At 53.4% G+C, this 12868-nt stretch carries 13 protein-coding genes and 1 pseudogene; 8 read left to right on the top strand and 6 right to left on the bottom strand.

Going from position 1 to position 12868, the window contains the following annotated elements:
- Positions 1-138: 138 nt before the first annotated feature.
- The 4 genes and pseudogenes from glsA (at position 139) to cueR (ending at position 2898) form a co-directional block, all read left to right on the top strand.
- Positions 139-1071 carry a glutaminase A gene (gene glsA / locus ACJHYO_RS06770; protein ID WP_000883041.1) on the top strand — a complete coding sequence of 311 codons (933 nt, stop codon included), beginning with the start codon at positions 139-141 and terminating at the stop codon, positions 1069-1071.
- Positions 1072-1073: 2 nt separating this feature from the next.
- Positions 1074-2366 (top strand): APC family permease, encoded by a 1293-nt coding sequence (locus tag ACJHYO_RS06765; protein WP_000982162.1) that lies wholly within the window; start codon positions 1074-1076, stop codon positions 2364-2366.
- 30 nt (positions 2367-2396) lie between these two features.
- Positions 2397-2494, top strand: a pseudogene (locus ACJHYO_RS06760) (hypothetical protein); the annotation flags it as partial.
- Entirely contained in the window at positions 2491-2898 is a 408-nt protein-coding gene (cueR, locus tag ACJHYO_RS06755) for a Cu(I)-responsive transcriptional regulator (protein WP_001026743.1), read from the top strand. The pseudogene ACJHYO_RS06760 and the gene cueR, both read left to right, overlap by 4 nt.
- Here cueR and ACJHYO_RS06750 read toward each other — a convergent pair whose 3' ends face one another.
- From ACJHYO_RS06750 to ACJHYO_RS06740, 3 genes are all read right to left on the bottom strand, one after another.
- Positions 2899-4122 carry a hypothetical protein gene (locus ACJHYO_RS06750; RefSeq protein WP_000492613.1) on the bottom strand — a complete coding sequence of 408 codons (1224 nt, stop codon included), beginning with the start codon at positions 4120-4122 and terminating at the stop codon, positions 2899-2901. It abuts the gene before it with no gap.
- 118 nt (positions 4123-4240) lie between these two features.
- Complete coding sequence (locus ACJHYO_RS06745; RefSeq protein ID WP_000970318.1) at positions 4241-4699, bottom strand: NfeD family protein; 459 nt, start codon at positions 4697-4699, stop codon at positions 4241-4243.
- Positions 4696-5613, bottom strand: a complete 918-nt coding sequence (locus ACJHYO_RS06740; RefSeq protein ID WP_000904497.1) for an SPFH domain-containing protein — start codon at positions 5611-5613, stop codon at positions 4696-4698. The genes ACJHYO_RS06745 and ACJHYO_RS06740 overlap by 4 nt, the downstream gene beginning before the upstream one ends.
- A 145-nt stretch (positions 5614-5758) precedes the next feature.
- Here ACJHYO_RS06740 and fetA point away from each other — a divergent pair, with 145 nt between their 5' ends.
- Together fetA and fetB are read left to right on the top strand one after the other, a co-directional pair.
- Positions 5759-6436: an iron efflux ABC transporter ATP-binding subunit FetA gene (gene fetA / locus ACJHYO_RS06735; RefSeq protein ID WP_001157551.1), complete on the top strand. Its 678-nt coding sequence runs from the start codon at positions 5759-5761 to the stop codon at positions 6434-6436.
- Positions 6423-7202, top strand: coding sequence for an iron efflux ABC transporter permease subunit FetB (gene fetB / locus ACJHYO_RS06730; protein WP_001295323.1), 780 nt, complete (start codon positions 6423-6425; stop codon positions 7200-7202). Before fetA ends, fetB begins: the two co-directional genes overlap by 14 nt.
- Before the next feature lie 62 nt (positions 7203-7264).
- Here fetB and cnoX read toward each other — a convergent pair whose 3' ends face one another.
- From cnoX to tesA, 3 genes are read right to left on the bottom strand one after another with little or no spacing between them, the layout of a single operon-like run.
- Positions 7265-8119: a chaperedoxin gene (cnoX, locus tag ACJHYO_RS06725; protein WP_001295322.1), complete on the bottom strand. Its 855-nt coding sequence runs from the start codon at positions 8117-8119 to the stop codon at positions 7265-7267.
- Positions 8120-8179: 60 nt separating this feature from the next.
- Positions 8180-8989 (bottom strand): NADP(+)-dependent aldehyde reductase, encoded by an 810-nt coding sequence (gene ybbO / locus ACJHYO_RS06720; RefSeq protein WP_000148948.1) that lies wholly within the window; start codon positions 8987-8989, stop codon positions 8180-8182.
- The gene (tesA, locus tag ACJHYO_RS06715; protein ID WP_001313633.1) at positions 8979-9602 is read right to left on the bottom strand and encodes a multifunctional acyl-CoA thioesterase I/protease I/lysophospholipase L1; all 624 of its coding nucleotides are present in this window, start codon (positions 9600-9602) and stop codon (positions 8979-8981) included. The genes ybbO and tesA overlap by 11 nt, the downstream gene beginning before the upstream one ends.
- On the opposite strand from tesA, the gene ybbA reads away from it, so the two are divergent.
- Both ybbA and ybbP read left to right on the top strand, forming a co-directional pair.
- Positions 9573-10259 carry a putative ABC transporter ATP-binding protein YbbA gene (ybbA, locus tag ACJHYO_RS06710; RefSeq protein ID WP_085455219.1) on the top strand — a complete coding sequence of 229 codons (687 nt, stop codon included), beginning with the start codon at positions 9573-9575 and terminating at the stop codon, positions 10257-10259. The genes tesA and ybbA overlap by 30 nt on opposite strands.
- On the top strand, positions 10256-12670 hold the full coding sequence (gene ybbP / locus ACJHYO_RS06705) for a putative ABC transporter permease subunit YbbP (RefSeq protein ID WP_000561824.1): 2415 nt from the start codon (positions 10256-10258) through the stop codon (positions 12668-12670). Before ybbA ends, ybbP begins: the two co-directional genes overlap by 4 nt.
- Positions 12671-12868 lie beyond the last annotated feature (198 nt).

The following is a 12868-nucleotide window of genomic DNA, read 5'->3' as shown; positions in this document are numbered from 1 at the left end:
ATTTGCATCAGGATTAGACATTTATCTCTTTGTTTTCCTGTAGTTAAGTTGCGGGTGCTAAGTTAAATCAGGATGCCTGAAAATCGGCACCGGGGTGAGGAATTACCTCCCGCATCTATAAAAAGGAGTTAACAAAAGATGTTAGATGCAAACAAATTACAGCAGGCAGTGGATCAGGCTTACACCCAATTTCACTCACTTAACGGCGGACAAAATGCCGATTACATTCCCTTTCTGGCGAATGTCCCTGGTCAACTGGCGGCAGTGGCTATCGTGACCAGCGATGGCAACGTCTATAGTGCGGGTGACAGTGATTACCGCTTTGCGCTGGAATCCATCTCGAAAGTCTGTACGTTAGCCCTTGCGTTAGAAGATGTCGGCCCGCAGGCGGTACAGGACAAAGTTGGCGCTGACCCAACCGGATTGCCCTTTAACTCAGTTATCGCCTTAGAGTTGCATGGCGGCAAACCGCTTTCGCCACTGGTAAATGCTGGCGCTATTGCCACCACCAGCCTGATTAACGCTGAAAATACTGAACAACGCTGGCAGCGAATTTTACATATCCAACAACAACTGGCTGGTGAGCAGGTAGCGCTCTCTGATGAAGTCAACCAGTCGGAACAAACAACCAACTTCCATAACCGGGCCATTGCCTGGCTGCTGTACTCCGCCGGATATCTCTATTGTGATGCAATGGAAGCCTGTGACGTGTACACCCGTCAGTGCTCCACGCTCATCAATACTATTGAACTGGCAACGCTTGGCGCGACGCTGGCGGCGGGTGGTGTGAATCCGCTGACGCATAAACGCGTTCTTCAGGCCGACAATGTGCCGTACATTCTGGCCGAAATGATGATGGAAGGGCTGTATGGTCGCTCCGGTGACTGGGCGTATCGCGTTGGTTTGCCGGGCAAAAGCGGTGTAGGTGGCGGTATTCTGGCGGTCGTTCCTGGCGTGATGGGAATTGCCGCGTTTTCACCACCGCTGGACGAAGAAGGCAACAGTGTTCGCGGTCAAAAAATGGTGGCATCGGTCGCTAAGCAACTCGGCTATAACGTGTTTAAGGGCTGATCATGATGAACACGGAAGGTAATAACGGTAACAAACCCCTCGGTCTATGGAACGTCGTTTCCATCGGCATTGGGGCAATGGTGGGGGCGGGGATCTTCGCGCTGCTGGGGCAGGCTGCGTTGCTAATGGAAGCCTCGACCTGGGTCGCCTTTGCTTTTGGCGGTATTGTGGCGATGTTTTCCGGTTATGCCTATGCGCGTCTGGGGGCGAGCTATCCCAGCAATGGCGGTATTATCGACTTCTTTCGTCGCGGATTAGGCAACGGCGTTTTTTCGCTGGCGCTCTCGTTATTGTACCTGTTGACGCTGGCGGTGAGTATCGCCATGGTCGCCCGTGCTTTTGGCGCTTATGCCGTGCAGTTTTTGCATGAAGGCAGCCAGGAGGAGCACCTTATTTTGCTCTACGCATTGGGGATCATTGCGGTGATGACGCTTTTCAACTCCTTAAGCAACCATGCGGTAGGGCGGCTGGAAGTGATCCTCGTCGGCATTAAAATGATGATCCTGTTATTGCTGATTATTGCCGGTGTCTGGTCGCTGCAACCGGCGCATATTTCCGTTTCTGCGCCCCCCAGCTCCGGGGCGTTCTTCTCCTGTATCGGGATAACCTTCCTTGCCTATGCGGGCTTTGGCATGATGGCGAACGCGGCGGATAAAGTGAAAGATCCGGAGGTCATAATGCCACGGGCGTTTCTGGTGGCGATTGGCGTTACCACGTTGCTTTATATCTCGCTGGCGCTGGTTTTGCTTAGCGATGTATCGGCATTAGAGTTAGAAAAATATGCCGATACCGCCGTAGCGCAGGCTGCTTCTCCGCTCCTCGGGCATGTGGGGTATGTGATCGTCGTCATCGGCGCTTTACTGGCGACGGCTTCAGCCATCAACGCAAACCTGTTCGCCGTGTTTAACATCATGGACAACATGGGTAGCGAACGCGAACTGCCGAAGCTAATGAATAAACCTCTGTGGCGGCAGAGTACCTGGGGTAACATCATCGTCGTGGTGTTGATTATGCTGATGACGGCGGCGCTGAATTTAGGCTCACTCGCCAGCGTTGCCAGCGCCACCTTTTTGATCTGCTATCTGGCGGTGTTTGTGGTGGCGATCCGCCTGCGTCATGATATTCACGCCTCGTTGCCGATTCTTATCGTTGGTACGTTGGTTATGTTGTTGGTGATCGTTGGCTTTATCTACAGTCTCTGGTCCCAGGGCAGCCGTGCGCTGATATGGATTATTGGCGCACTCTTACTCAGCCTTATTGTGGCAATGGTCATGAAGCGCAATAAAACCGTATAACATCTCTCTGTGCGCAGTACTTCCTGTATTATTGTGGTGGCGGTCGATATTCGCACTGGCAAAAAAACGTGCTTGAATATTTGTTGAAACCCTTTAACAAAGCACAGGAGGCGTTGCGCGAACGATGAACATTAGCGATGTAGCAAAAATTACCGGCCTGACCAGCAAAGCCATTCGCTTCTATGAAGAGAAGGGGCTGGTGACGCCGCCGATGCGCAGCGAAAACGGTTATCGCACCTACACGCAGCAGCATCTCAACGAACTGACCTTACTGCGCCAGGCACGCCAGGTGGGCTTTAACCTGGAAGAGAGCGGCGAACTGGTGAATCTGTTTAACGATCCGCAGCGTCACAGCGCCGACGTCAAACGTCGTACGCTGGAGAAAGTAGCGGAGATCGAACAGCATATCGAAGAACTGCAATCCATGCGTAACCAGCTGCTGGCGCTGGCGAATGCCTGCCCCGGTGATGACAGCGCCGACTGCCCGATTATCGAAAATCTCTCCGGCTGCTGTCATCATCGGGCGGGGTGATTAAGGCTTGCGAAAATAGTCGTCCATTATTTTCGTCAGCTCCGGACGTTCCCCGTCATCATTGATGGCAAAATCCAGAAAAAAAGCATCTGCTTGCGGCGTTCGGTTTTGCGCCATCAACCGGAAGGTGAGGGGGCGATAAATGGCGTATGCCGGATGGCTGATAACGAATCGGGCAAAGTCAATAAAAAGCGGCGAGTGTGTGGAAAACAGCGCCTGCAAAATAATATCAGCCTTTTCATCCTCCCCCAAACCTTGTTGGATCATGCTCTTAATACGAGTTTCGCTCAAATTCCCGGCCTCAACAATTTGCCAGGCTTGATCCAGCGAGGGGTACCGACTGACGCTCTGCTTTAACTCTTCTGACCAGGTTTCGGATGGGCTGATGTGCTTATCAGGGCCGAAACTCTCCCATGCGCTGGGCGGTAATGTTTTGCACGCGGTGAGTTTTGGTATGTGGTATTGCAGCTCTGTTTTGTGCAGACATTCCCCGCCAGGAAATACCAGGGTTTGTTGCTCATCATTAAAATGGGTTGCCGTGCTGAGCACCAGTGTTTTGAGCGGTCGCCCTTCCAGCGCGGCGGCAGTAGCCTTATGGTGTCCGTCGAGCAGAACGCAGAGATAGGAATCAGGGAGATACCAGGCCAGAGCGCGGGCGTCCGGTTTATCGCGATAAAACGTCGCACGCTCAGGATTAAAATGTGATGGCGGCTGGCCGGGTAGAAGAAAGCAGGGCGCGGTGTCACTGAAAGAGCAATATTCAGGATCCCAGACGGCAACGGTTGCCGGATTACTGGAACTATGGTCCGTTGCCGCCCAAAAGAAATGCCCGTTGCCATCCGTCGGGTAAAGTTCACGATCTTCCAGCAAATAATAACCATCAGCCATGCATGTGAACAGCGGTGTCAGCGCGGCAAAAGCGTCCGTTATGCCAGACCACGGGCGATTCCAGTTTTCGAGAGCAGACAAAAACCGGGCGGCTCCCTGTTCATCCTCCGCAAAACCGCTGTAGACAAATTCCGCACAGGTAGGGCATCCAGCCTCGGACCAGAAACGTATTAACGGGACATCCTGCCAGCAGAGCGAATGGATAAGACCGTGCGAGTGCGGATCGTAAATCACACATTGACGCAGAAATCCTTTCCCGGACTTCACCGAAAAAATGACGCCCGCAGCGGTATTTTTCAGCAGACGTACTTCAGGTTTTCGAAAGGGGGAAAACATGGCTGCTCCTTAGCCGAACATTCAATTAACACTATGTAGGGGGCTATATGCCGGATGCGGCGTAAACGCCTTATCCGGCATGGGGTTTGGTACAGATTTCCAGGTGTGATAAGACGCGTCAGGCGATGACCGCACGGATAATCAGCGTTATTCCTTCTATCGCAATCACCTCAACATGCGTACCAGCGCCGAGATCCTCGCTGGCGCTGACAGGCCATGAACTGTCACCGACGCGCATATGACCACGCCCGTTGACCAGCGGAGATTCCAGAACAAAACGTCGGCCAATCAACTGCTGCCCGCGCTGGTTTAAATGACTGTCGCTGTGCTTTTGTTCGCGCACTCGCCGCGACAACCATTTCCACCACAGCCAGGCGGCGAGCAGCGTCAGGACGGCAAACATTACCCCTTGCCACTCCCAACCCAGCGGCAGCAACCAGACCACCAGACCGGTAATCACCGCTGCCACGCCGCTCCACAACAGATAACCATTGCCGCCCAACATCTCGGCTGCCAGCAGCAAACCGCCGAGACTTAGCCAGAAAATATGTGGATGAACGACCATTAACTCCATCATGGCTGAGTCCGTTTGTTGGCGCTGTCTTTCACCAGCTCAGCAATCCCGGCAATCGACCCCATCAGGCTGCTGGCCTCTAATGGCATCATCACCACTTTGCTGTTACTGGACGAACCGATCTGCTGTAACGCTTCGGTGTATTTCTGTGCGACGAAGTAGTTCACCGCCTGAATATCACCGGAGGCGATGGCTTCAGACACCATTTTGGTGGCGCGGGCTTCTGCTTCAGCGGAACGTTCACGCGCTTCAGCCTGTAAAAACGCCGACTGACGTTCGCCTTCCGCTTTCAGGATTTGTGACTGTTTTTCACCTTCGGCTTTGAGGATTTCCGCCTGACGGATCCCTTCCGCTTCAAGGATGTAAGCGCGTTTGGTACGTTCCGCTTTCATCTGCGCGTTCATTGAAGAGATAAGCTCTGCGGGCGGGCGCACATCACGAATTTCGATACGGGTGACTTTAATCCCCCACGGGTTGGTGGCCTCATCGACAATATGCAGCAGACGCGAGTTAATGCTGTCGCGCTGAGAGAGCATTTCATCAAGTTCCATTGAACCCAGCACGGTACGGATGTTAGTCATGGTCAGGTTGATGATCGCCAGCTCCAGATTGCTGACTTCATAAGCCGCGCGCGGCGCGTCAATCACCTGAATAAAGCACACAGCGTCGATGGTAACGTTGGCGTTATCTTTCGAGATAACTTCCTGGGAAGGGATGTCGAGCACTTGCTCCATCATATTGATCTTGCGACCAATGCGATCCATAAACGGCACCACCAGGCTTAGACCTGGCTGTAACGTTTTGGTATAGCGACCAAAGCGTTCTACCGTCCATTGATAGCCCTGCGGCACGATTTTGACGCCCGCGCCGACAATGACCAGCGCGACAAAAATGAGAATCGGGATAAAGATAAGCATCGGAAAAACCTCCTGTTGTACCGTCCATAATCAGCAAAATTGCTGCTTGATTAAACAAATTATACCTGATTACTGAAAGAGAGTTCCCCCTTATTCCTGCGAAGGATAAACTGTTTTTAGTAAAAATCAGAAAAAGGGAACAGCGATGCAGGAAAATAGTCCTTTGCTTCAGCTACAAAACGTAGGATATCTGGCGGGTGATACGAAGATTCTTAATAACATCAATTTTTCGCTGCGTGCTGGCGAATTTAAGTTAATTACCGGTCCTTCTGGTTGTGGCAAAAGTACACTGCTAAAAATAGTTGCTTCATTGATCAGCCCAACCAGCGGAACGTTACTGTTTGAAGGTGAGGATGTCAGCACACTAAAGCCAGAAATCTACCGCCAGCAAGTCTCTTACTGCGCCCAGACGCCGACGCTGTTTGGCGATACGGTATACGATAACCTGATTTTTCCCTGGCAGATCCGTAACCAGCAGCCTGACCCGGCCATTTTTCTCGATTTTCTTGAACGCTTCGCTTTACCGGACAGCATTTTGACGAAGAATATCGCCGAGCTATCTGGTGGTGAAAAACAACGCATCTCATTGATTCGTAACCTGCAATTTATGCCGAAGGTTTTATTGCTCGACGAAATCACCAGTGCGCTGGATGAAAGTAATAAACATAACGTTAATGAGATGATCCACCGTTATGTGCGCGAGCAAAATATTGCCGTGCTGTGGGTGACACACGATAAAGACGAAATTAATCATGCGGATAAGGTGATTACACTGCAACCGCATGCCGGAGAAATGCAGGAAGCACGCTATGAACTCGCATAATATTACTAACGAATCATTGGCACTGGCATTAATGCTGGTGGTGGTGGCAATCTTAATTAGCCATAAAGAAAAGCTGGCGCTGGAGAAAGACATTCTCTGGAGCGTCGGGCGCGCGATAATTCAGCTGATTATTGTCGGCTATGTGCTGAAGTATATTTTCAGCGTGGATGATGCCAGCCTGACATTATTGATGGTGTTATTTATCTGCTTTAATGCGGCGTGGAATGCGCAAAAACGCAGTAAATATATTGCTAAAGCTTTTATCTCATCGTTTATTGCCATTACGGTCGGGGCGGGAATTACCCTGGCGGTGCTGATTCTCTCAGGGTCGATTGAATTTATCCCGATGCAGGTGATCCCTATCGCCGGGATGATAGCCGGTAACGCCATGGTAGCGGTGGGGTTGTGTTACAACAATTTAGGGCAACGGGTTATTAGCGAACAGCAACAGATTCAGGAGAAACTGAGTCTTGGCGCGACGCCGAAACAGGCTTCAGCTATATTGATTCGCGACAGTATTCGCGCGGCTTTAATTCCGACGGTCGATTCAGCAAAAACGGTTGGCTTAGTGAGTTTACCAGGAATGATGTCCGGGCTGATATTTGCCGGGATTGATCCGGTGAAGGCGATTAAATATCAGATTATGGTGACCTTTATGCTGCTCTCAACTGCCAGCCTGTCTACCATTATTGCCTGCTATTTAACCTATCGTAAATTTTATAATTCGCGCCACCAATTGGTGGTGACGCAATTGAAGAAGAAATGATGCGATGCCGGATGCGCAGCATCGCATCCGGCGTTGTGGTTCATGTGCCGATCAACAAAACATCAATACAACAACGCATACAGCTGGCGGCGATACTTCGACGCCAGTGCATCACCCGTACCCAGCGCAGCAAGGATCTCCTGGAACGTTTTACGTGTCTGACCGTCTGCGGCGGTGAGATCTTTACGCAGATGCCCAAACAGTAACTCCAGCGCCTCTTCATTGCGCCCAACCTGGTGCAGTTGCAGTGCCAGTTGCGTTGCCAGTGCGGCATCTTCTGGATTCTCTGCCACCTGCTGTTGCAACTGTTGAATTTCCGGCGTATCTGCCGCCTGCTTCAGCAGTTCGATTTGCGCCACCAGTCCCTGGTAGCGGGTGTCCTGATCCTGTAAAGGAATGGTTTTCAGCACCGCTTCTGCATCTTCAGAACGGTTCAGCGCAATCAGCGTTTCTGCCAACAGCAGGCCGATCTCCCCGTTCTGATTCGACAACTGCCAGGCGTCTTTCAGCAATGGCAAGGCGTCGGTGTAATTGCCTTCCTGCATCAGCTGCATCGCCTGCTGCGCTTTCAGCTCTTCTTCGCGCGGCAGCACTTTATCCAGCAGGGCACGGATCGCCTCTTCCGGTTGCGGCCCCTGGAAGCCGTCTACCGGTTGCCCGTTCTGGAACAGATACACGGTCGGAATCGCGCGCAGACCAAACTGGGCGGCAATCATCTGCTCCGCGTCGCAGTCCAGCTTCGCCAGAATAAATTGCCCGTTGTACTGCGCCGCGAGGCTTTCCAGAATTGGGGTTAACTGCAAACAGTGCTGGCTACGTTCAGACCAAAAATAGAACAGCACCGGAGTGGTCATCGACTGTTCAAGAACCTGTTGCAGGTTAGATTCGTTAATGTTGACAATATTTTCTACGGACATGGAGTCGCTCTCTGTTGTCGATATTTTCTTTGACATGGGGGCTTAAGCGCGCGCTTCAACTCACCCCTGCAATATTTTGTCCATCACGCGCCCCGGCAGCAGGCGCTTAAGCACCATTACTGCCCAGGTCACCAGCGTTACCGGATAGCGCATCTTCGGCTTCTCGCTAATAAAAGCATGGCGCACTTTGTCGACCACCGCTTCCGGTCCCAACGTAAAGCGGGCGGCGATGCCGGGATTTTCGACAGGTTTATCACTTTGCGTCTGGTTGACGTTGTCGGTGAAGCGAGTACGAATGGGACCGGGTTCGATCAGGCTAACTTTAATTCCGCTGTAACGTAGCTCCATGCGCAGTGCGTCTGACCACGCCTCCAGCGCATATTTACTGGCCGCGTAAGCGCCACGACCCGGCGTGGAGATTAATCCCATCACCGATGAGGTCATCACAATACGTCCTTCACCGTGCGGTAACATCGCGGGTAACAGGCGCATGGTGAGCTGGTGTGCGCCGAAAAAGTTGGCAGAAAACTGCTGTTCCATCTGCGCACGGCTGATGGTGGAAAGGGGGCCATACATGCCGAATCCGGCATTGTTAAAGATCCCATACAGACAATTATCGGTCAGGGCGATCACTTCGTCGGCTGCGCGATCAACACTTTCTGGCAAATCCAGATCGATCAACACGCCGGTAAATCCCATGCTGTTCATGCGCTCAACATCATCCGGTTTCCGGCAACCTGCCAGGACATGAAAACCCTGGCGTTTTAATTCGAGCGCGCTTTCCAGGCCAATACCACTGGAACATCCGGTAATTAAGACCGATTTTTGCATAACTTTACCTGTCAGGATCTCCGTTGCTTTATGAGTCATGATTTACTAAAGGCTGCAACTGCTTCGCCATCCAGTCGGCAATAAACGGCTGGGCGTCGCGGTTGGGATGAATACCGTCATCCTGCATCCATTGTGGCTTGAGGTAGACCTCTTCCATAAAAAAGGGCAGCAGCGGAACATCAAACTCTTTGGCGAGTTTGGGATAAATGGCGCTAAAGGTTTCATTATAACGGCGACCATAGTTTGCAGGCAGACGTATTTGCATTAACAATGGTTCAGCGTTGGCGGCTTTGACATCCTGCAAAATCTGGCGCAGCGTTTGCTCGGTTTGCTGTGGCTGAAAACCACGCAAACCGTCATTGCCGCCCAGTTCAACCAGCACCCAGCGCGGCTGATGCTGTTTCAGCAGAGCCGGAAGGCGCGCCAGCCCTTGTTGCGAGGTGTCGCCGCTGATGCTGGCATTGACTACCGACGTTTTACTCTGCCACTTATCATTCAACAAGGCAGGCCAGGCCGCGCTGGCAGACATTCGATACCCGGCGCTCAGGCTATCACCCAGAATCAATAACGTGTCCGCTGCGGCGGCACGGAAGGTTAACAGGACCAGGAACAGGAAGGGCAAATGCCAGCGGAAAACATTGTTGAAGTTCATCATATTAAGAAGTCCGTCGGTCAGGGGGAGCATGAACTCTCCATCCTCACCGGAGTTGAGCTGGTTGTCAAACGTGGCGAGACCATCGCACTGGTGGGCGAGTCGGGATCGGGTAAGTCAACCTTGCTGGCGATCCTCGCCGGGCTGGATGACGGCAGCAGTGGCGAAGTGAGACTGGTGGGACAACCGCTACATAATATGGACGAAGAAGCGCGGGCAAAGTTGCGCGCGAAGCACGTAGGCTTTGTTTTTCAGTCATTTATGTTAATTCCTACCCTTAACGCGCTGGAAAACGTCGAGCTTCCGGCGCTGCTGCGCGGTGAGAGTAGCGCAGAAAGTCGTAACGGGGCGAAAGCGTTGCTCGAACAGTTAGGGTTGGGTAAACGTCTTGATCATCTTCCGGCACAGCTTTCCGGTGGCGAACAGCAACGGGTGGCGCTGGCGCGTGCCTTTAATGGTCGGCCAGATGTGCTGTTTGCCGACGAACCCACCGGTAACCTTGACCGCCAGACAGGCGATAAAATTGCCGACCTGCTGTTTTCCCTCAACCGTGAGCATGGCACCACGTTGATTATGGTGACTCACGACCTGCAACTGGCGGCACGTTGCGACCGCTGCTTACGACTGGTTAACGGGCAGTTGCAGGAGGAAGCATGATTGCACGTTGGTTCTGGCGCGAATGGCGCTCGCCGTCGCTGTTAATTGTCTGGCTGGCGCTAAGCCTGGCGGTGGCCTGCGTGCTGGCGCTGGGCAATATCAGCGATCGCATGGAGAAAGGTTTAAGCCAGCAAAGCCGTGAGTTTATGGCGGGCGATAGGGCGTTGCGCAGTTCGCGCGAAGTGCCGCAAGCGTGGCTGGAGGAAGCGCAAAAGCGCGGCCTGAAAGTTGGCAAGCAGCTGACTTTCGCCACCATGACCTTTGCAGGCGACACACCGCAGCTGGCGAACGTCAAAGCGGTGGATGATATCTACCCGATGTATGGCGATCTGCAAACTAATCCCCCTGGCCTGAAACCGCAGGCGGGCAGCGTATTGCTGGCCCCACGCCTGATGGCACTGCTTAACCTGAAAACGGGCGACACCATTGACGTGGGCGATGCCACCTTGCGGATTGCCGGAGAAGTGATTCAGGAACCGGATTCCGGTTTTAATCCTTTCCAGATAGCCCCACGCCTGATGATGAATCTGGCGGATGTTGATAAAACCGGAGCCGTGCAGCCGGGGAGTCGGGTCACCTGGCGTTATAAATTCGGCGGCAGCGAGAACCAGCTCGACGGCTATGAGAAATGGTTGTTACCCCAGCTTAAACCTGAACAACGCTGGTACGGTCTGGAACAGGACGAAGGCGCGCTGGGGCGATCGATAGAACGTTCGCAACAGTTCCTGCTGCTTTCGGCGCTTCTGACCTTGCTGCTGGCGGTGGCGGCGGTTGCGGTGGCGATGAATCATTACTGTCGCAGTCGCTACGACTTGGTGGCGATCCTCAAGACGCTGGGGGCAGGGCGAGCGCAACTGCGTAAGTTAATCGTCGGTCAGTGGTTGATGGTGCTGGCGCTTTCAGCCGTTACCGGTGGGGCGATAGGCCTGTTGTTCGAAAACGTGTTGATGGTGCTGCTCAAGCCCGTTCTGCCTGCTGCACTACCGCCAGCCAGCCTCTGGCCGTGGCTGTGGGCGCTCGGCACCATGACGGTTATTTCGCTGCTGGTGGGGCTACGACCGTACCGACTGTTACTGGCCACGCAGCCTTTACGCGTATTACGTAATGATGTGGTAGCGAACGTCTGGCCGCTGAAGTTTTATCTGCCGATTGTCACCGTGGTGGTTGTGCTGCTGCTCGCCGGACTGATGGGTGGCAGTATGCTGCTCTGGGCGGTGCTGGCGGGCGCGGTAGTACTGGCTTTGCTGTGCGGTGTGCTGGGCTGGATGCTGCTGAATGTACTTCGCCGCATGACGCTGAAATCGCTACCTCTGCGCCTGGCGGTTAGCCGCCTGTTACGTCAGCCGTGGTCAACGTTAAGCCAGCTTTCGGCATTTTCGCTCTCCTTTATGCTGCTGGCACTGTTGCTGGTGTTGCGTGGCGATCTGCTCGACCGTTGGCAACAACAACTGCCGCCAGAAAGCCCGAACTACTTTTTAATCAACATCGCTACGGAACAGGTTACGCCGCTGAAAGCGTTTCTCGCGGAACATCAGATAGTCCCGGAATCGTTTTATCCGGTGGTGCGGGCGCGGTTGACGGCGATTAACGACAAGCCGACAGAAGGCAATGGAGATGAGGCGCTCAACCGCGAGCTGAATCTCACCTGGCAAAATACGCGGCCTGATCATAACCCGATCGTCGCCGGTAACTGGCCGCCAAAAGCCGATGAAGTGTCGATGGAAGAGGGGCTGGCGAAACGCTTAAACGTTGCCCTCGGCGATACCGTGACTTTTATGGGCGATACCCAGGAGTTCCGCGCTAAAGTGACCAGCCTGCGCAAAGTGGACTGGGAAAGTCTGCGGCCTAATTTCTATTTTATTTTCCCGGAAGGGGCATTAGACGGGCAACCGCAGAGCTGGCTTACCAGTTTCCGCTGGGAGAATGGCAACGGCATGTTGACGCAACTCAACCGCCAGTTCCCGACCATTAGCCTGTTAGACATTGGCGCGATTTTAAAACAGGTCGGTCAGGTGCTGGAGCAGGTAAGTCGGGCGCTGGAAGTGATGGTGGTGCTGGTCACCGCCTGCGGTATGTTGTTGTTGCTGGCACAGGTGCAGGTGGGAATGCGTCAGCGTCATCAGGAGCTGGTGGTGTGGCGCACACTTGGTGCGGGGAAAAAACTGCTGCGCACGACATTGTGGTGTGAGTTCGCCATGCTCGGGTTTGTATCCGGCCTGGTGGCCGCAATTGGTGCGGAAACGGCACTGGCGGTACTGCAATCGAAAGTGTTTGATTTCCCGTGGGAGCCAGACTGGCGATTGTGGATTGTTCTGCCGTGCAGCGGTGCGCTACTGCTGTCGCTTTGCGGCGGCTGGCTGGGTGCGCGACTGCTTAAGGGTAAGGCGCTGTTCAGGCAGTTTGCGGGGTGATGACAGGTGTTAGATTGCCTGATGCGCTACGCTTATCAGGCCTACGAAGATCGTGCAATATATTGAGTTTTCGAAATTTTGTACGCCGGATAAGGCGTTCACGCCGCATCCGGCAGTTGTGCGCCGATGCCAGATGCGACGCAGGCGCGTCTTATCATGCCTACGAAACAGCACTCACCTGTAGGCTGGATAAGGCGT

The sequence above is a fragment of the Escherichia sp. WS1118 genome (genome assembly GCF_046487695.1).
GTDB lineage: Bacteria > Pseudomonadota > Gammaproteobacteria > Enterobacterales > Enterobacteriaceae > Escherichia > Escherichia coli.
The sequence above is the reverse complement of the archived record's forward strand: the minus strand, read 5'-3'. Positions and strand labels throughout refer to the sequence as shown.